The 20,863-nt window shown below is 26.5% G+C and carries 18 protein-coding genes; 11 read left to right on the top strand and 7 right to left on the bottom strand.

The genetic code is table 11. From position 1 onward, the window contains the following. Positions 1–19 precede the first annotated feature (19 nt). Positions 20–268: an OadG family transporter subunit gene (locus Q0J69_RS06085; protein WP_297205118.1), complete on the bottom strand. Its 249-nt coding sequence runs from the start codon at positions 266–268 to the stop codon at positions 20–22. Positions 269–469: 201 nt separating this feature from the next. Between Q0J69_RS06085 and murI the strand changes: the two genes are divergently transcribed. Continuing rightward, a complete protein-coding gene (gene murI, locus Q0J69_RS06090) occupies positions 470–1,297 on the top strand; it encodes a glutamate racemase (RefSeq protein WP_297205121.1) in 828 nt (275 codons plus the stop codon). Positions 1,298–1,318: 21 nt separating this feature from the next. On the opposite strand, the gene Q0J69_RS06095 is transcribed toward murI, so the two are convergent. Both Q0J69_RS06095 and Q0J69_RS06100 read right to left on the bottom strand, forming a co-directional pair. Next, positions 1,319–2,740 (bottom strand): VWA domain-containing protein, encoded by a 1,422-nt coding sequence (locus Q0J69_RS06095; RefSeq protein WP_297205122.1) that lies wholly within the window; start codon positions 2,738–2,740, stop codon positions 1,319–1,321. Beyond that, positions 2,727–4,313, bottom strand: coding sequence for an AAA family ATPase (locus Q0J69_RS06100; protein WP_297205124.1), 1,587 nt, complete (start codon positions 4,311–4,313; stop codon positions 2,727–2,729). The genes Q0J69_RS06095 and Q0J69_RS06100 overlap by 14 nt, the downstream gene beginning before the upstream one ends. A 155-nt stretch (positions 4,314–4,468) precedes the next feature. Between Q0J69_RS06100 and Q0J69_RS06105 the strand changes: the two genes are divergently transcribed. Then, positions 4,469–5,080: an HAD-IA family hydrolase gene (locus Q0J69_RS06105; RefSeq protein ID WP_297205126.1), complete on the top strand. Its 612-nt coding sequence runs from the start codon at positions 4,469–4,471 to the stop codon at positions 5,078–5,080. Between the two features lie 48 nt (positions 5,081–5,128). On the opposite strand, the gene Q0J69_RS06110 is transcribed toward Q0J69_RS06105, so the two are convergent. Beyond that, on the bottom strand, positions 5,129–6,073 hold the full coding sequence (locus Q0J69_RS06110; RefSeq protein WP_297205128.1) for an alpha/beta hydrolase: 945 nt from the start codon (positions 6,071–6,073) through the stop codon (positions 5,129–5,131). Between the two features lie 400 nt (positions 6,074–6,473). Here Q0J69_RS06110 and Q0J69_RS06115 point away from each other — a divergent pair, with 400 nt between their 5' ends. From Q0J69_RS06115 to Q0J69_RS06140, 6 genes are all read left to right on the top strand, one after another. Further along, complete coding sequence (locus Q0J69_RS06115; RefSeq protein ID WP_297205130.1) at positions 6,474–7,379, top strand: putative sugar O-methyltransferase; 906 nt, start codon at positions 6,474–6,476, stop codon at positions 7,377–7,379. Between the two features lie 85 nt (positions 7,380–7,464). Further along, entirely contained in the window at positions 7,465–8,601 is a 1,137-nt protein-coding gene (locus Q0J69_RS06120; RefSeq protein WP_297205132.1) for a glycosyltransferase family 4 protein, read from the top strand. A 68-nt stretch (positions 8,602–8,669) separates the two neighbouring features. After that, a complete protein-coding gene (locus Q0J69_RS06125) occupies positions 8,670–10,541 on the top strand; it encodes an AMP-binding protein (RefSeq protein WP_297205133.1) in 1,872 nt (623 codons plus the stop codon). A gap of 18 nt (positions 10,542–10,559) precedes the next feature. Further along, positions 10,560–11,273, top strand: coding sequence for a 23S rRNA (guanosine(2251)-2'-O)-methyltransferase RlmB (gene rlmB, locus Q0J69_RS06130; RefSeq protein WP_297205135.1), 714 nt, complete (start codon positions 10,560–10,562; stop codon positions 11,271–11,273). 123 nt (positions 11,274–11,396) lie between these two features. Then, positions 11,397–11,765 carry a hypothetical protein gene (locus tag Q0J69_RS06135; RefSeq protein WP_297205136.1) on the top strand — a complete coding sequence of 123 codons (369 nt, stop codon included), beginning with the start codon at positions 11,397–11,399 and terminating at the stop codon, positions 11,763–11,765. A 22-nt stretch (positions 11,766–11,787) separates the two neighbouring features. Beyond that, positions 11,788–12,573, top strand: coding sequence for a hypothetical protein (locus Q0J69_RS06140; protein WP_297205137.1), 786 nt, complete (start codon positions 11,788–11,790; stop codon positions 12,571–12,573). 89 nt (positions 12,574–12,662) lie between these two features. Here Q0J69_RS06140 and Q0J69_RS06145 read toward each other — a convergent pair whose 3' ends face one another. Further along, positions 12,663–13,874, bottom strand: coding sequence for a dicarboxylate/amino acid:cation symporter (locus Q0J69_RS06145; protein ID WP_297205139.1), 1,212 nt, complete (start codon positions 13,872–13,874; stop codon positions 12,663–12,665). A gap of 323 nt (positions 13,875–14,197) precedes the next feature. Between Q0J69_RS06145 and Q0J69_RS06150 the strand changes: the two genes are divergently transcribed. Then, positions 14,198–15,775 carry a M20/M25/M40 family metallo-hydrolase gene (locus tag Q0J69_RS06150; protein ID WP_297205140.1) on the top strand — a complete coding sequence of 526 codons (1,578 nt, stop codon included), beginning with the start codon at positions 14,198–14,200 and terminating at the stop codon, positions 15,773–15,775. A gap of 4 nt (positions 15,776–15,779) precedes the next feature. Here Q0J69_RS06150 and mscL read toward each other — a convergent pair whose 3' ends face one another. Together mscL and Q0J69_RS06160 are read right to left on the bottom strand one after the other, a co-directional pair. Beyond that, positions 15,780–16,241 carry a large conductance mechanosensitive channel protein MscL gene (mscL, locus tag Q0J69_RS06155; protein ID WP_297205142.1) on the bottom strand — a complete coding sequence of 154 codons (462 nt, stop codon included), beginning with the start codon at positions 16,239–16,241 and terminating at the stop codon, positions 15,780–15,782. Between the two features lie 108 nt (positions 16,242–16,349). Then, on the bottom strand, positions 16,350–16,817 hold the full coding sequence (locus Q0J69_RS06160; protein ID WP_297205144.1) for a hypothetical protein: 468 nt from the start codon (positions 16,815–16,817) through the stop codon (positions 16,350–16,352). A 177-nt stretch (positions 16,818–16,994) separates the two neighbouring features. Between Q0J69_RS06160 and Q0J69_RS06165 the strand changes: the two genes are divergently transcribed. Both Q0J69_RS06165 and Q0J69_RS06170 read left to right on the top strand, forming a co-directional pair. Continuing rightward, positions 16,995–19,250 (top strand): aconitate hydratase, encoded by a 2,256-nt coding sequence (locus Q0J69_RS06165; protein ID WP_297205146.1) that lies wholly within the window; start codon positions 16,995–16,997, stop codon positions 19,248–19,250. Between the two features lie 146 nt (positions 19,251–19,396). After that, positions 19,397–20,470: an ankyrin repeat domain-containing protein gene (locus tag Q0J69_RS06170; RefSeq protein WP_297205148.1), complete on the top strand. Its 1,074-nt coding sequence runs from the start codon at positions 19,397–19,399 to the stop codon at positions 20,468–20,470. Positions 20,471–20,863: the final 393 nt, after the last annotated feature.

Genomic DNA, 20,863 nt, shown 5'->3' on the forward strand with positions numbered 1-20,863 from the left:
ATCTCCTTAAAAATCACTATTATTTGGATTTATTACTGTGAACATGTGCTAAAGCTATTGCTATAGCAACCATTTTATCATTATTTACTGCTTGAACTGGTGCAGGAGAAGATACAGACGCCTCTTGAGGAGGAGGCATTAATTTATCTACCTGAGCTACAACAGTACTAACAAATTTCATAACGAAAACTAATATAATTAAAAACAATACAACAACGCCCATACCTATGACCATTATTTGCAGAGCTTCCATAATACTACTGTTCATCAAAAATACTCCTATTATCATAAATTTTTAATACTTTATTATACACTATTATCTGCTTAATACAAGCAAATTTATTACAAAATAAAACATATATATCACAATATAATAAAGTATATAGAAATACTGTATATAATAATTTTTATTATTGACATTATGTTAAATACTAATTATAATTAATCATTATTTAGGAAAAATTATACTATGATTACTAATTCAATGCCGATAGCAATTTTTGATTCTGGATTTGGAGGTATAACAGTATTAAAACAGCTGTTAAAAATATTGCCTAATGAAAATTATATATATGTGGGAGATAATGCAAATATACCTTATGGCAGTAAATCTAAAGATGAGATAATAAATTTAACATTAAGAATAGTTAATTTTTTAGTAGAAAAAAAATCAAAAATAATAATCATAGCATGCAATACTATAACAGCATGCACTTATTATATTCTAAAAGAAAAATATGATACCCCAATAATAGAAGTCATATCTAATGGTGTAATTGATGCTGTAAAAAGCACTAAAAATAATAATATATCAATAATGGCTACAGAGTTTACAGTTCATTCTAATGCTTATATAGAAAAAATAAATCAATATAATAATAATATAAAAATTACTCAAATAGCATGCAGGGATTTATGCCCTATGATAGAAAGTGATTGGTACAGCCATAGCAATAGATTTGAAGTTTTAAAAGGATATTTAGAAAAAATAGATTCAAAGTCTGATACATTAATATTAGGATGCACTCACTATCCTCTTATATTGGATGATATACAGAAAGTATTAAATGAAAGCAGCAATAACTCTATAAAAAATATTATAGATCCTGCATTAAATACTTCTTCATCAATAAAAAAATATTTAGAAAATAATAATTTATTAAATACAAATAAAAATGCTGAGCCATATATAAACATATATTCAACTGGAAATATAGAAAGAGTTAAGTTATTAATTAATATGCTTCTTCCAAGAGAAATTTATAATTCATATACTATTGAACATCTAAATCTATAATATATTTATAAAAATAATATATTAAAATGCATGTTTAATACCATTATCGGTATCAAATATCCAGTGATTATTAAACACCTTTTTATATGAATATCCAAATGGAAATTTTCCAATAGATACAGCAAAAAATTTATTTCCTTTATCTTTCTGCTTGCTGCATATTTTTACTAAATTATCAGGCATATCCTCCATTATAAAATCAGACAATACCAACACATCAGCATTTCTAAAATAAGAAGTCTGCATTATTCTGCAAGCCTCATAAAGAGCTTTATATATATCAGAACCTCCATAGTAGCTTAATTTCAAAAATTTAATTAAATCATTAATTCCATCATTTTTAGTAAATTTGCATGTATATATTTCTGTGCTGAAATTAATTAAATACGCATTCCTATTTTCAGATAAAGCCTGCATTACCATTTTTAGCATAATGGCCTTAGCAATATATTCATTTGTACCTTTCATAGAACCGCTTGTGTCTATGCATATAATCATATCACCTTTTCCTTCTTTATACCCAGATTTAACCTTATCAAATTCATTTTCATTAAATACATAGGCACTTTTATCAAAACACATAAGTCTGTTTTCTATATATTTTAATTTAAATAATTTTTCACTATCTTCAGCACATAAGAGTGAAAGCTCTTCAGAAACAACATTTTCTATATCTTTAGCAAAATATATACCAACTATCTCTTCTTTAGAACTTATTTTTTTATTTGTATAACTATAAGTATTTTTAAACTCAGCATTTTTTAAAGACTTTTCTAAATCTACTCTTCTTCCCATAGTATCGCATATAATTTCTATGTCTTTGTATTTGCTTATAAAATCAACATATTTATTTAAAATAGATATATCATTTTCTTCAAGCTCTCCTACTCTAAAATCCCATAATACACCTGTTTTTATTCTTAAAATATTGGACATGTATTTTAATTTCTTTAACAAACTAATCCAAGATTCTATATCAGTAATAAATTTATCTCTCTTTTCTTTTACTGTATGAACAATCCATTCATTATTTTTTTTATAATAAGTTTTCTGCCATAAAGATAAAATATTATTTTTTATGATATTGAGATTTTTAGAATTGTAAAGTTTATCTTTCCAGAACTCCATACTACTATCATCTGATAAAATACTAAAGCTATTTAAATCATTTATAATATCTTCTTTTGTAGTTTTTATATTTTTATTTTTTAATCTTTTTAACTTTTTTAATGATATTTCTAATTCTATTTTATTTTCATCATAAGGATTATTTTCATCAATAAAAGTATCTAAATCTTTTTTCCATTTTGTTATTTTTATTTCAAGTTCTTCTTCTAATCTTTTATCATTAATATTATTAAAAGAGCCGTGAAAAACTCCCCTAGCCATTGTTTCTGTTTTTATTATTTCTTTTTTATAAGAATCATTATCAAACTGTATCATGGTTTTCTATTTCACTTTTTAATTTTTCAGCATCCAATTTTTCACTTTCAATATTATCTATATAAGAGTTAAACATATCTGTAAAAAAATTAAATTTTTCTTCTGATATGAATATACTTTTTGATTTTTTTTCATTTTTAAAAAAATTATCTTTTAAATCTATAATTATATTATCAATACTTGATATAAGTGAATTAATAAGTTTAGTATATTCTTCTTTTTGATATTTTGTTATTTTTTTGGCACTAACTTTATTCATATAATATTCAGCTTCTCCATCAGCTAAATATTCATAATTTTTAGAAAGCCTATTAGATACGAAGCCATTAACAGAGATAGCGGAATTTATCTCTATTGTATATTTATCAGTACCATTAAAATTGCATCTGAATTTTTTTGTTTGATTCCTTCCTATATCTAAGGGGTAAAAATATCCTTTCTTTCCTAATTGTTTTAATGGTATATAAATTATAGTATCTCCTATATTTCCATATTCATCCATATTAATATTTAATGTCTTTGCTATATATTCTTTATCATCTATATTTTCTGTATCATACTTTTTTTCTAAATTATAAAATTCATTATCAACTTTTTCCTGAAGATCTTTGAAACTTTCCCTCCATTCATTAATATTTTCATTATTTAAATCATACGATAATCTAACAGCATTTTCTACAATTTTTTTTACAGTTTCTATATGTTCCTCTAAACTCCATAAGCAATTATCAATTAAAAAAGTTTCATAAATATCAACTTCATTTTTATCATTTAAATACGAAGACATTTTTAACAAATAAGAAATATGCTGCCATCTTCTGTCGGATACATAAATAGCAATATCTCTGTTATCTTCATTAAACTTTTCTATTGAAAGCTTTATATTATGAATTACATCAATAACCGTTTTTGATAATTTAATATTATTAGCTTCATCACGCATTTTTATCCACTCATCTGTAGATATTTTTAAATCATCATCTATTTCTATATAAGAATTAGCCTCAGTATTCTGAAGTATCTTTTCAAAATTATCTTTATTTTTCATAGGACTAACCATTAAACGCATAATAAATCTGTCATACAATGCTTCAAGTCCCTGACCTTCAGGAGGTGTTTCATTGCTTGCAGAAATCAATGCTTTTAATGGAACTTTTATCTCTTTGTATCCGTTTTTAAAAACTCTTTCATTTATTATTGTTAAAAGTGTATTAAGTATGGCAGGAGTACTTTTCCAAATCTCATCTAAAAATGCAAAATCACAGTCTGGAAGATACCCTTCTATCTTTCTAATATATCTGTCATTTTTTAACTCTTCCAAACTAATAGGTCCGAATATATCCTCAGGAGTGCTGAACCTTTGCATCAAATATCCGAAGTATTTTGACTCTTTAAAAGCTGATGAAATTCTTTTAGCTATAAAACTTTTAGCTGTACCTGGCGGACCATATAAAAATACTGGTTTGCCTGCTATAGCACTTAAAAATGTTAATGCAACTATTTCTTCTCTTTCATAAAGTCCATCTGAAAGCAGACTAATAATTTTCTCAATTTTTAATTTAATATTTTTCATATATGTTTTTCTCTCTTAATACTCAATACTTTTTTAGTATAGATATAAAACTTATTATAGCATTTTTATTATAAATTGGAATTCTTTATTTTATGAGTTTATATGCTATAATTAATTTATATATTAAATAATATAAACAAAAATTAGGAATAAAAATGATAAGCTATAACAATATAAAATTATTAATATTCGATATGGACGGTACTTTAATAGATAGTGCAAATTTGCATTACTACTCATACAGCAATGCTTTTAAAGAATACGGTATAGAATTAGACAAAGATTATTATTACAATAAATGTTTTGGGCTGCATTATAAAACATTCACAAATAATATTTTAAAATTAAACAATAAACTTACAGATGATGATAATAAAAATAATGAACTTATAGAAAAAATACATAATAGAAAAGAGTATATATATTTACAAAATTTGAATATGGTTAATATTCACCCTCTAATGCTGGAAATACTAATAGATAATAAAAAAAAATCTAAATATACAGCTTTGGCAACAACCTCATCTCCAAAAGGAGCTTATGCTATATTAAAAGAATTTCAGCTTGAAAAATTATTTGACTTAGTATTAACAGGAAATGATATACAAAATAAAAAACCTCATCCAGAAATATTTTTTAAATGTATGAAACATTTTAATGTAAAAGAAGAAGAAAGCATTATATTTGAAGACAGCGAAGTAGGACTTGAAGCTGCCAATCAAACTAATGCTTGGGTTATAAAAGTAGAAAAGTGGTCGAAGATTTAAGTTGTAATATTTTTATAATTACAGTATAGTTAAAACTTTAATAAAAAATTATTTTTTATATTTGTTTATAAAATTCTCAACTAAATCAAACATATCTTTAGTCCAAAACTGCCAATCTCCATGATCAGCATCTTTAATAGCATAAAACTCATATATTCTGTTTTCTTCTTTTAATTTATCAGCTAAAATTTTACTTTGACTAAAAGGAACAACACTGTCAGCAGTTCCATGTGCCAAAAATATAGGAGGCATATTACTAACTTTTGAAATCTCATAATAAGGGCTTATTCTTTTAGCTTCTTCTGGAAAATCATAAACATTTTTTCTGCCAATCAAAATGCCTTCAGGACTATTAGCATCTCCAGTAGTTGAGCCTAAAGGATCATTTCTCATTTCGAGTAAATCTGTAGGAGGATAATATGATATTATTGCATTAATATTTGGTATTGTATTATCGTCATCACTTAAAGGTATTGCTGTAAATAAAGATGTATGTCCTCCAGAAGAATCACCCCATACAAATAAATTATTCGTATCTGCACTATATTTATCTGCATTATCAATCATAAATTTAATAGCATCTCTAGTGTCTTCAATCTGTGCTGGAAAAACGGCAATGTCGCTTGGTCTGTACTCTACTATTGCTACAACATAACCTCTTCTAGCAAAATCTCCAAGTGCAATTAAATTTCTATATACATTCTGTTTTCTCCATGCAGAACCTTGTATATAAACTATCAATGGATATCTTGCATTAGTATCAACTTCAAGAAGTCTGGGAACTAATATCTGAAGTGTTAAATCTATATTATCTTTGCTAGCATAAACAACATTAGGCTTATAATCAATATTGTAAGTAATATCTTTTTGTTCAAACAGTATGCTTCCGTTTTCATTTGTTGATATTACAAAATTATTATTTTCAGGTGCATTTGAATTATTGCATGAAATAAAAATAAATAAAAAATTTAATATTATTAATATATTTTTCATTTCAGCTCCTTATATAAATTGAAACATCTTTTAATTTATATATTTAATTTAATATAAATTAAATATATAAAAAATCAATGTCATGCGAAACAGTAATTAATGGAATAATAGTAGAAAATTATACATTTTGTTCAATGAATAATATTTGTGCTTGCATTAATTAAAATATATGTTATATTAACCCAATATTACTAATGGATAATAAAATGCAGACAAGACAAGACAAGACAAGACAAGACAAGACAAGACAAGACAAGACAAGACAAGACAAGACAAGACAAGACCTAATGTATATATAAATAAAACATCATATTATTAAAAATAATAACCAATGTTTCAGTTTAGAATTAAATTGATGCATTGGTTTTTTGTATTTTAAATAATTTATGAGGATTATAGAATGGATGAAAAACTAATAAAAAATATCAATAATATAATTTGGTATATACCTTTTAAAACGTTAAGAAATTCTGTTAGAGAATTGTTAATTAAACACTTTACAGTATTAGAACAATTGGACAATATGGTTTATGATGTATATATGAAAGATAAAACTAGTATAACAGATTGTATGGTTGGTTATAAAAATATTTGTAAATTAGCTTCTGAAAATGATAACTATTTTAATATTTTTAGACAAAATCTTGATTATAAAGAAGTTCTTGAGCATGTTGATTATGATACAGGTAAATTATATTTAGATGTAATAATTAGTAGAAACCAATTTGATAATAATGACTTTGAAAAATTTAAAAAAAATGACTTATATGGAGGTGCAACCTTAGAAGATTTTGAAAATGTTGGAAAAATTTGCCCATCTACATTGAGATACATAAAAGTTCTATCTGATTTAATTATATATTTCAAAACTCTAGATAATTTTAGAATATGTGAAATAGGTGTTGGATATGGAGGTCAATCAAGAATAATTATGTCGTATTTTAATATAAAGGATTACACATACGTTGATTTAGAATCTCCTCTTTCTTTAACTTCAAAGTATATGAATAAATTTGATGATATTGATAAAAATAAGTTAAATTTTATAACAATGGATGAACTAAAAAATAATAAATATGATTTAGTTATATCTAATTATGCATTCAGTGAATTAACTAGAAATGTACAAGATATTTATACGGATAAAATAATAAAAAATTCTAGTCATGGTTATATTACGTATAATAATTTTGCAAGATTTGATAATTATAAATTAGATGAATACAAGGTAAAATTTTCGAAAGATATAAAAATCTATGAAGAAGAACCAAATACAAACCCCTTAAATAAAATAATAGTATGGTAGGAAATAAATATTATATTAATTTTTTAATTACAATATATAAAAAATATTGCTTGTAAGTTTATAAAAAATAAATTATCATAATAAAATGTGTAATTTAAAAAATATAAAGAAAATAGCTATATTGCATCCTACATTCGGATATAACGGCGGGGCTGAAAATGTAATATTGGCATCAATAGAAAGCTGGCATAAAATATCAATAGAGGCTGATATATATACGTACAGATTAAGAGATAATGTGCCAGATTATATAAAACAATTTAAAACTGATATAACATTAAATCCATTCTTGTTTAACAAAGCAGCTAAATTTCTCTCTAATGAATTAAAAAATTATGATGCTGTTTTAATACATAATTTTCCAGCTACGATTTTTTTTGGATTAGCTTTTAATTATGCTAAAAAAAACAATATAAAACTTCCTAAAAGTTTTTGGTACTGCCATGAGCCAAGTGTAAGGCTTTACGGGTATGATGATGAGAGTTATAAAAAACTTCAGAAAACTTGGGATATAATTGCAAGATATACAATGCATCTTGACAGGCTTGGAGTAAGCAAAATAGATTATATAATGGCGAACAGCATAAGAACAAAGGAAAGTATTAAAAGAGTCTATAAGAGAGATGCTGAAGTTATATATCCATGCATAACGCAAATAGATTCTGATAATATAATGCCAATAAATAATAGTGAATATTTTGTATATATAGGAAGAATAGAAAAGCCTAAAAATTTAGAAAAAGCAATTTATGCATTTAAAAAATCATTGGAAAAAATAGATAATAAAAATCTTCAATTTATCATAGCAGGTAAAGGAAGACATGAAAATAATTTAAAAAAATTAGTACATAATATAAATATGGAAAATAATATTATATTTAAAGGCTTTGTATCAGAAGATGAAAAACATGATTTGCTTAATAAAAGTTATGCCCTTATAATGCCTGCTGTAAATGAACCTTTTGGTCTTACAGTTATAGAGGCACTTTACTCTTCATGCATATCCATAATATCAAATAAGTCTGGAGTATATGAAGCTGTTAGAGATTATTCTATAAGCTGTGATATGAATAATATTGATGATATAGCAGAAAAAATAATATATGTGTATAAGAATAATTTAAAAGAAAATATATTATCTAAATCAAAGTCTATATTAAAAAACTTTACGGTAGAAACATACTCATCTGAAGTATTAAAATATATAGAAAATAACTTGTAATATATCATTTTTATGGTTATAATTAACTACTATTTTTATATAGTAAGAATTAATTATGTGAGGTTTTTATGAAAAATTACACTTCTATACCTAGTGCTTTTTTTCAAACAGTGCAGAATATACCGCAGAGTCCTGCATACAGATATAGAGATAATGAAAACAACAAACAGACATTAACATATAAAAAATTATATGATAAAATAAATGCAATAGCAAAAGCATTTGAAATAAAAGGTCTTAAAGGAAAGAATGTAGCAATATTTTCTGAAAATAGAATAGAATGGTTTATATCAGATATGGCATTGCTTACATTAGGGTCGCCTGATGTTCCAAGAGGAAATGATTCTACTCCAGATGAATTAAATTATATAATAGAACATAGCGAGGCAAAGGCTGCATTAGTTGAAAATGAATATGTGTATAAAAAAATAAAAAAACATCATAATGATTTATCTTTAATAGTGATTTTGGATAGTTCCATGCATAATCCAGATAAAAATATCTTTGCTTTTGATAAACTTCTTGAACTTGGAGAAAAAGAATTAAATAATGATGAAAACTATGCTGTAAATATGGCATCCAAGTTAAATAATGACAGTATAGCAACAATCATATATACTTCAGGAACAACTGGAAAGCCTAAAGGAGTTGTATTAACGCATAGCAATATTCTGCATAATGTCAGAGTTTTGCCTGATATAATAAAATTAGAAGCAGGAGAGAAATTATTAACTATACTTCCTATTTGGCATATATATGAAAGAACTATATCTTATGTAACAGCTGTAACAGGATGTTTTACTGCAATCACAAATAAAAGAGATTTAAAAACTGATTTTACAGAGGAAGCCCCTAATATATTCATTTCTGTTCCTGCTATTTGGCTTAATATTTATAATACAGTAATGAAAAATATTGATAGGAAAGGTGCATTGGCTAGCCGTATAATAAAATCAATGATAAAGCGTTCTATGAGATATGTAAGAAATTTGAGATATCAAAATGGCTTAGTATATCTAATAGGTGATGAAAAAAAAGAATATAAGAATGTAGAATATCATATAGGAATGTTTGACCCAATTTTTCATTCTATCATAAAAAAAATAGTTTATAAAAAAATAGTGGAATTAACAGGCGGGAAGATGCGTCTTACAATATCAGGCGGCGGAGCATTGCCTATGTATATAGAGGATTTTGTTGAGGCTGCTGGAATTAATTTGGTTGTAGGATGGGGAATAACAGAAACTTCTCCTGTTGTAACTTTAAGATCACCTTTTAAAAATTATAGAGGAACATGCGGAGCCCCTATACCCGAAGTGGAGATTGAAATAAGGGATCATGAAGGAAAAGTATGCAAAGATGGTGAGATGGGAGTATGCTATATAAAAGGTCCTAATATATTTAAAGAATATTATAAAGATAAAGAATTAACTGAAAAGGCAAAGGTTGATGGATATTTCGATTCTGGAGATTTGGGAACATATACTCAGGAAGGAGAAATTGTATTAACAGGAAGGGCAAAAGAAACAATAGTTCTTTTAACTGGTGAGAATGTAGAGCCTCAGCCTATAGAAAATAAAGCATTGGAATCTAAATATATTTCTCAGATAATGCTTGTAGGACAGGATAAAAGTGCAACTGGTGCTATTGTAGTAATTGACAAAGAAACTATTAAAGAATATCTTAATAAACATAAAATGCCTTCTGATGATTTAGTTAATTCTAAAGATGTTTATAAATTAATAAAATCAGAACTCAGTAATTTAATTAATTATAATAATGGATTTAGACCTTATGAGGCCATATCTAAAATAATAATTACAGACAAAGAGTTTACTATAGAAAATGGACTTCTTACTCAGTCATTAAAAATGAAAAGGGCAAATATTATGGAAGCATATAAGGATGATATAGAAAATCTTTATAAAAAACTTGAATAATTATTTTGGGATTAAAAAATGTTTATTACCTCTAAAAATGCAATAACTGAAGCTATATCAAAAAATTTGGTTGAAACTTTATATATAAAATTTCCAATATCAAAAAGAGAAAAAGATATAATAAAATTAGCAGAAAAAAATAAAGTGCCTATAAAAAATGTTGATAAAAAAGAAATGGAAAAAATTATAGGAAAAATATACTCAATAGCTGCTGATATAAAAGAAAATGCAGAAATAGGAATAGAAATTTTTCTGCAAAAAGCATTAGAAAAAAATAAAAATCCTCTAATATTTATATTAGATTCTATAACAGATGTACATAATTTTGGAGCAATAATAAGAAATGCATATTTTTTTAATGCCGCAGGAATAATAATACCTAAAGATAATTCAGCCCCAATAAATGAAAAGGTTTATGAAATATCATCAGGTGCTGCTTATCATCTTCCGATTTCAATAGAAACAAATTTAAATAGGGTTATAGAACTTATGAAAGAAAAAGGTTTTTGGGTTTACTACGCTAGTGAAAAAGGAGAAACTCCTATTGAAAATTTTAAATTTGACTGCCCTACTGCAATAATACTAGGAAATGAACATAGCGGAGTACATGATATACTTAAAAAAAACTCTGATGGGAGCATTATAATAAATTCTAAAACTGATTTTGATTCATTAAACGTATCGGCAGCTTCGGCAATAATATCTTATGCCTACTCCATTTATAAAAATTAATAATTCAATTAAAAAAATTATTATTATCATATATTATATTTTTAACTTGCAATAATAGAAAAAAAGTATATATTAATATATATAGGATATAAATTTAAGGCATATTATACGGAGATTTTAAAAATGCCTATAGCACCTTTGGATTTACAACAATTGTATATGCAGCAATCGCATATAGGAAGGATGGAGCATACTAGAATGGCAGCCAAAACCATAGCTATGCAGTCCGAGGATAGAGATATACATAGAGATTCCTATATAAAAGATTCTACAGTTGTAAAATCTGAAACAGTGTCTGATGAAACAAAAGTTAAAGAAAAAAAGGATGAACAGCAAAGACAAAAAGATCAAGGATATATGTCTTATAGAAAGAAAAATAAAAAAATAATTGCTAATACAAATAATACTGATGAAAACAATTCTATTATAGGCATAGAAGAAGTTGCTATGATGGAGCATACTAAAGGTTCTAAAATAGATACTTTAGGATAAGGTTAATTAATGAAATTCTAACATGCAGATTTTAATAAGTGTAATAATCAATATAGTTATACTGGCGGTTGTTCTTCCGCTTTTTTATATTTATATAGTTTCTAAAGCTAGAGAAAGACTTGAAAAAGAAACTATGTCAAAAGCCAGAGAAGAGATTGAAGCTTTAGTTAAAGAATTTAATAATATAGCGTTATCAAGAATATCAATACTCGAAGATGCAATAGTAAGAGCAAACAGACTTTCAAGCGAATTAAATACTAAAAATAATCATTATGAAGCTAATGAATCTATAAAAGAAAAAGAAGAAAAAATTGAAGAAGATAATAAAATTGATATAGTACTCACAGAAAATGATAATAAAAATTTAGAAACAAAAAATCAAGGAAGCAAATTAGATATAAGAATAGAAGATGAAAATTTTAAAACAGAAACTTCAAATTTAAATTCGTCAAAAAAAGAAGAAAAAGATAATAAAAAACAAACTGCAGAAATAAGAGATATAAAAAAAGAAAAATCTAAAAAAAATAATATAGACACAGCAATAAAAGCCATAGATGATGAAGCTAAAAAAGAAGTTATTGAAAAATTGAGAAGTAAATTAGATAAAACTATAAAAAGCAATATACCAGTACATGATAAAGAAAGCAAAAAAACAAATAAAACAATAAAATTAGAAGAAGATAGTTCTGACAGAAATAAAAATATTATTTATCTTTACAAAGAAGGATTGAGTAAAGAAGAGATTGCTAAAAAATTAAATTGTTCTATTACAGAAATCGATATAGTTATAGATTTAGAATTAGATTAATTTACTTATTATTAATTTTAATACTGAATATAATAAAGCCGCCTAATAATTAGACGGCTTATATTTTTATATTATATTATATCTTTTAATTATGCTTCAGTTTTTATAACTTTTTTCTTGTATATTGTATCTACTATAACACCCAAAGCATTATCACCAGAAACATTGCATGCAGTACCGAATGAGTCTTGAGTAATGTATAAAGCAACCATTATAGCACATAAAGGACTATCTGGAGTACCTAATCCTACCATATAGAGGAAAGGCAAAGCTGTCATTATGGAACCGCCCGGAGCACCTGGAGAGGCAACCATAGCTATACCAAGTATAAGAATGAAAGGAAGTACTATAGTATAAGAAATAGGTATTTGATTCATTAAACATACAGCAGTAGCACATGCTGTAATTGTTATCATAGAGCCTGCCATGTGTATATTAGCACAAAGAGGTACTACGAAGTTTCTTATTTGTTCAGATATTCCGTCTTTTTCGGCACACTGCAAGTTTACAGGTATAGTGGCAGCTGATGACTGAGTACCTAAAGCGGTGATATATCCGCGTATTTGATTTTTGATAAGAAATATCGGACTTTTCTTTCCTATAGCTCCTGCAACAAAGAATACTATAACTAAATATATGAAATGCATTAATATTACAACTAAGAATACTTTCCACAATATTCCTAATATTACAAATGTTTGTCCGCTTTTAGTCATATTTACAAAAGTACCGCAAATATAAAGAGGCAGGAATGGTATTATTGAAATTCTTAAAGTTCTGTCTATTATATTAGATAGTTCACCGAAAGAGTTATACAAATAATCTCCCATTTTATTTTCACTTGCTCTTAAAGTAGAAATACCTAATCCTAATATGAATGCAAATAAAACTGCCGATAAAGTATCAAGTATAGGCGGAAATTTCAAAGAGAGAAAAGGCTCTAAAGACTTTCCTGCAGTTTCAGCTATTTTTTGAATATCTTCCGAATTCATAAAGCTAGGGAATAGATTATAAGCTACTGTAAAAGATGCCGTACCTGATATTAGAGTTGAAGCATAAGCCAATGCACATGTTACAGCCAATAAAAAACCTGAACCTTCTCTTAAACCTGCTATACCCATAGTTACATAAGCTAAAATCATCAAAGGTATTACGAAACTTAAATAAGAACTAAAAATTCCAGAAAGAGTAACGATTAATCTAGATATTACTTCTGGTATAAATTGCTGTCCGAAGAATATACCGAGCAGAATTCCGATGATTAGTCTAGGTACTAATCCAAGTTTAAATTTTTTTTCCATTCATTTCTCCTAAATTAATATTATACTATATAATATATACAAAAATCACACTATGTAAATAGTAAAGTATATTTTTTGAATATTACTAAATTTATACATGTATATTTTTGATTAAAAAAATAAATTTACACTACAAATATAACAAATATATAATTATTAAGTATGATTTACATATTCATACAGTTATTTTCCTAATATGAATATATAATTATTGAAAAAGTATATTTATTTATATATAATTATATTATATAAAACATAAAGAGAGAAAATATATGCATGTCTTAGAATTGGAGAATAAAATTTTATATATATTAGAAAATTTAATGAAAACAAAAAGTCTTTCTTATTCTGAAGGAGAAAATGAAGCATCAGAGTTCATATATAATTATCTAAGTAAAATAGAATATTTTAGTAATAATAAAGAATATCTAATAAGATATAAGATAGATAATGATGTTTATAACAGAGAGATAATATGTGCCATTGTTATGGGAAATAATAATAATACTTTAATACTTAGTGGACATTTTGATGTTGTTGGAATAGAAGAATTCGGAGAGTTCAAGGATAATGCTTTTGACATAAAAAAAATAGAAGATAATCTAAAAACATTGGATCTAAGTGAAAACAATAAAAAGGATTTATATTCTGGAGAATGGATATATGGAAGAGGAAGCTGTGATATGAAAGGAGGACTCTCTGCATCTATTGCCATATTGGAAGAATATTCAAAACAAGAAAATAAGGATGGTAATTTAATATTTTTAACTGTTCCAGAGGAAGAAACTTATTCTATAGGCATGAGGGAATCTGCTAAACTTTTGAGCGATTTAAAAAACAAGTATAACTTTAATTATAAACTTATGATTATACCAGAACCTAATGATAGAAAAAACAACAAACATACACTACATATAGGTACAGTTGGTAAATGCATGCCGACTATAATGGTTCAAGGGGTTAAAGCACATATAATGTCTTATTATAATGGTTTAAATCCGCTTTCAATATTAAGCGGTATATTTGAAGAAACAGAAGGTTCATTAAAATTAGTAGATTCATACAAAAATGAAAAAACTCCTCCGCCATTATGGTCATATTTTAAAGATTTAAAGTATGAATATGATGTATCTATACCTTTTAGAGCTGCAGGTTATTTTACTGTTTTGCATTTCAGCAGAACGCCTGAAGAAATTATAAATGAAGTAAAAAAAATTAGTATAGAGGCATTTAATAAATTTTTAAACAAATTTAAAAAAGATTATAAAGAATACAATAATAAAGAAATAGAAGAAAATTATAATGCTGAAGTTTATACTTTGTCAGAATTAGTAGATAAATTAAAACCTAGAAAAGATTTTGATGCCTTCTATAAAAATTTAAAAAAAGAAATATCTATAAAAATAAGAGAAGAAAAAGAAACCTATCCTAATACTACAATATTTGCAATGGAGAAAATACTTGATTATGCCAATTTTCAAACTCCATTTGTATTAATATCTTTTTCACCGCCATATTATCCTGCAGTTCATAGCGATTTTATAGAAGGCAAAGAAAAATATGGAAGCAAATATTTTAAAATTATAGAAAAAGAATACAGAGAATTATATAATATAGATACAGTATGCAATAATTATATGACTGGTATATCAGATGCCAGCTATAGTGCCATTAATACCAAATATGATTATAAAATATTTTCAGATAATATGATTGTATGGGGTAATGAATACAGTATAGATTTCAAATCTATTGAGGATATAAATATACCTACATTAATTTTCGGTCCTTGGGGAAAGGATCTTCATAGAGTTACTGAGAGAGTTAATAAAAAAAGTTTATTACAGGAGTTTCCAAATATTATTAATTCCCTAATGAAAGAAGTTTTTTCTGACAATTAAAATATTAACTTAAATCAGATGTACAATTAGGGCATTTTACCGCTTTTATATTTATTGATGAACAGCAGTAAGGACAAATTTTTTCATTTGCATCTTTATCTTCTTTTTCTTTTTTTATGATTTTTTCCTGCATTTTATTAAACATTTTTATAATTATAAAAATAGAAAAAGCTGTTATAATAAAAGTTATGATAGTATTTATGAACACTCCAATTCCAATAACTACAGCACCTGCATTTTTAGCAGCCTCTATAGAACTATAATTGCCAATATTATCAGCTCCCTTTTTAATTACTATAAACATATTAGAAAAATCTATGCCGCTTAATATTAAACCTATAGGAGGCATTAGAATATCCTGAACAAATGAATTAACTATACTATTAAATGCTGCTCCTATTATAATACCAATGGACATATCTAATATATTTCCACGCATAATAAATTTTTGAAACTCTTTAATCATAGAAAAATCCTATTTTTAATTTTATCCAATTATATATTAAAAATAAAAAAAGAGGGAGTATAAAAAATACTAACCTCTTATAAATCGTATATATATTTTATAAATTTTTTATCTGTAGTAGTAATATCTCATTCTATAAGTATTTAATTGCTGTAATTGTTCGTCTGTTAAAACTCCTAATATAGAAACATCTTTTTCTACTCTTAAATAATCAATATCCTTTTCTAAATCTTTTTTCTGATTTATCAAATCTTTTATTAGATTCAAGTCTATATCTATTTTTTCTCTTTCAATTTTAAACTTGTAATCTATATTTCTTTTTTGATATTCCAACTCATTGATTTTAAGTTCATATTCATAATCAATAGAACTCATTTCATTAAGCTGTTCATCTGATAAATAAACACCTGCATTTCTGCACATTCTGTATAAATCGCCTCTTGGACCAGGACGATGTCTAGGTCCTCTCGGAGCTGGTCCATAACCTGGCTCAGGAGGAGGCGGAACCTGAGCAAAAACTGCTGTTGATATTAATAAAGATGCTACAAATGTTGTTAGTAATAATTTCATTCTCATTATTCTAATCTCCTATATTTTAATTATTAATTGTTTTTATTTTTATTTGCTATATTAGACGAATATTACAAATAAAAGTTCCTATAAAAATAAAAAAATATAAAACTATTGATAAAAAAATAATATTACTATATAGTAATACTTTATAGCAATATTATAATATAAAAGGTATTAATCATGGAAATTTACGATATTGAAATGATAAGAAATTTTTATTCAAACTATTCTAATAAAGTTAATAATGTGAAACAAAAATTAAACAGAGCATTAACATTATCAGAAAAAATATTATACGCTCATTTATATGATGAAAAAAGTATAAAAGATTTTAAAAGAGCAGAAGATTACGCTGATTTCAGACCAGACAGAGTGGCAATGCAGGATGCTACAGCTCAAATGGCATTACTTCAGTTTATGAACGCTGGAAAAACATCCTCTGCCGTACCTGCTACAATACACTGTGATCACTTAATAGAAGCATGCAAAGGTGCTGAAGAAGATTTGAAAAATGCACTTAATATAAATAAAGAAGTTTATAACTTTTTAGAAAGTGTTGCAAAAAAATACGGACTTGGTTTTTGGGAAGCAGGTTCTGGTATAATACATCAAATAGTGCTAGAAAATTACGCTTTCCCTGCAGGTATGATGATAGGTACAGACTCTCATACTCCTAATGCTGGAGGACTTGGAATGCTTGCTATAGGTGTTGGGGGAGCTGATGCTGTTGACGTTATGACTGGAATGGAATGGGAATTAAAAATACCTAATATAATAGGAGTAAAATTAACAGGTTCTTTAAACGGCTGGGCTAGTGCTAAAGATGTTATATTAAAATTGGCAGGAATTTTGACAGTAAAAGGCGGTACTAATTCTATTATAGAATATTTCGGAGAAGGTGCTTCTACCCTATCCGCTGCTGGAAAAGCTTCTATATGCAATATGGGTGCTGAAGTAGGAGCTACTACTTCAATATTTCCTTATGATAATAATATAAAAGAATATTTGATTGCTACAGGACGTGAAGAGGTTGCAAAACTAGCAGAAGAAAATATTAACAACTTAAAAGCTGATAAAGAAGTATATGATAACCCAAAAAAATATTATTATAAAATAATAGAAATTAATCTATCCGAATTAGAACCGTACTTAAACGGACCATTTACTCCAGATGCTGCATGCACTATAAGTGAGTTTGCTAAAAAAGTAGAAGAAAATAAATACCCTGCTGCTATGGAAGTTGGATTAATAGGGTCTTGTACTAATTCTTCCTATCATGATTTGAGTAAAGCTGCTTCTATTGCCCGTCAGGTTATAGATAAAAAATTAAAAGTAAAATCAAAAATAATAATTAATCCAGGTTCTGAAGCATCATATAATGCTGCTTTAAGAGATGGTATAATAGATGACTTCAAAAAAATAGGTGCTGTTATAATGACTAATGCCTGCGGACCTTGTATAGGACAATGGGACAGACAAGAGAAAGACAACACAAGAGCAAACTCTATAGTAACATCTTTTAATAGAAACTTTGCAAAACGTGCAGACGGCAATCCTAATACTCATGCATTCGTTGCTTCTCCAGAAACTGTAATGGCTTTGAGTATAGCAGGAGATTTAAGATTTAACCCTCTTAAAGATACTCTTACAAATGAAGAAGGTAAAGAAGTTAAACTCGATGCACCTATGGGAGTAGCTTTACCCAAAAATGGATTAAACACAGAAAATAAGAAAAGACAAAGTTCTCCAGACAGCAGTGTAGAAATAGTAATAGACAAAGATTCTAAACGCTTACAATTATTAAAGCCTTTTGATAAATTTAATATTGATGATTTTAATAATATGCCTCTCTTAATAAAAGTAAAAGGTAAATGCACTACAGATCATATATCAATGGCTGGACCTTGGCTTAAATTCAGAGGACATTTAGAAAATATATCAGACAACATGTTAATGGGAGCTGTTAATTTCTTTAATGATAAAACAAATTCTGTATTCAATCAATTAAATAACAATTATGAAGAAGTTTCAAAAACAGCTAAAGAATACAAGCAAAAAAACATATCATCAGTAGTTGTAGCAGAAGAAAATTACGGAGAAGGTTCGAGCAGGGAACATGCTGCAATGGAGCCTAGATTTTTGAATGTTAAAGCAGTTTTAGCTAAAAGTTTTGCTAGAATACATGAAACAAACTTAAAAAAACAGGGTATGCTTGCCATAACTTTTAAAGATAAAGATGATTATAATAAAATACAGGAAAAAGACAAAATAACTATATTAGGACTTGATAATTTTAAGCCTAAACAAAACCTAACTGTTAAACTTATTCATAAAGACGGAAGCGAAGATACATTTGAAGTTATGCATACATATAATGAAGCACAGATTGAATGGTTTAAAAACGGCGGGGCTTTGAATACTTTAATGAAAAATTAAGTTTAATTTATAAAGTTAATTAATTGTATGGCATATCTTAAATGTCAGCTTATAAAACATAGTAAGTTATTTATAGATTATATTAAAAAATTGACAAAGTACAATGTTTTACTATAATTAGTAATATAAAAATTGGGGATCATTTTATGAAAAAAATAATTATCACAGCTTTAATATTAATTAGTGTAATAAATATAATAAGCTGCGGAGTTGGTAAAAGTGAAAAAACAAATAATTCAGAAGTAAATAATAATAATAAAGAAATCTATCAGGGATATGCTTCTAATGATATGTGGAGTACATATAAAACTACAATGTTAGAAGAGGAAGAAAAATTATTTAATGAAATTGATTCTATAAAAGATAAAAAATCTTTCGATGAATGGCAGTCAAAAAATCCGAGTAAATCTTCTTTAGTATTTGCTATTGATAAATTTCCTACAGAAGAAAAGGCTATCGAATTAATATCTTATGGTGCTGATGTAAATATGAAAGATGATAATGATAGTAGAACTCCTTTAAAATTAGCTTCAGAAAAAGGATATTTGAAACTTGTAAAAGAACTTATCAAACAAGGTGCTGATGTTAATTTTAGAGAAGAATATCAAGCAAATATAGACACTTTATATTCTGCAGTAGACTCTGAAAAAAATTATCATTTGGAAGTAGTAAAGGAATTATTAAATGCAGGAGCAGACACTGATATTATTTATGGTACTAAAGAAGAAAATGAAGATAATATATTATATCCTGCTATAAAAAGATGCGATTTAGAAAAGGTTAAACTTCTTACTGAACATGGAGCAGATATAAATTATTCAAATTTTGAGTACGGTCCTGTAATTGCTGCTGCTGTTTCTAAAGGATGTATTGATATAGTAAAATATTTAGTTTCTCAAGGTGTTAACCCTGCTATGACATATACCAATGGTTATTCATACTCAGGTAAAAGTTATTCATTACTTAATGCTGCAGTGAGAAATAAAACTACAGAAATAGCAGAATATTTAATAGAACAAGGTGCTGATATTAATACTCAAACTGATAGTGTTTCTGATTTACCTTTAATATTTGTTGCTCTTAGAGCTGAAAATATTGAACTTCTTAAACTTTTGATAGAGAAAGGTGCAGATACTTCTGTTGTTGATAAAGACGGAAAAACAATTTTTGATTTAGCTAAAGAACAAGGCTATGATGAGATTGCAGCTTTAGAAAAATAATAGACTTGTTTCAAAACTAATTTACTAAATATTTACACTGTTTAATTTTTAGTATTTTTAAATTTATAATTGGGGCTTTGCCCCCGCTGTGCGTGCCTTCGGCAACCCCAGTTCTTTTGGACGCTGTCCGCCTTCGGTGTGGCACAAAGAACCAAAAAGACTGCAATTTTATACATTAAAATTAATTATTATACAATATATAAAACATAGTTTATAGCTAAAATTATTTTGAAAATTACACAACTAATTTTGTCAAGTACTTGTGAAACAAGTCTAATATAAGTGATCCGACAGAATTACATAGAAATAAATAATAAAGTGAGAAAAAGCCCCATCAATAATTTATTATTGATGGGCTTATAGGCTTTTTCGAGCATAACAACAATAAATAAA

This window comes from uncultured Brachyspira sp. (assembly GCF_944388875.1).
Lineage (GTDB): Bacteria > Spirochaetota > Brachyspiria > Brachyspirales > Brachyspiraceae > Brachyspira.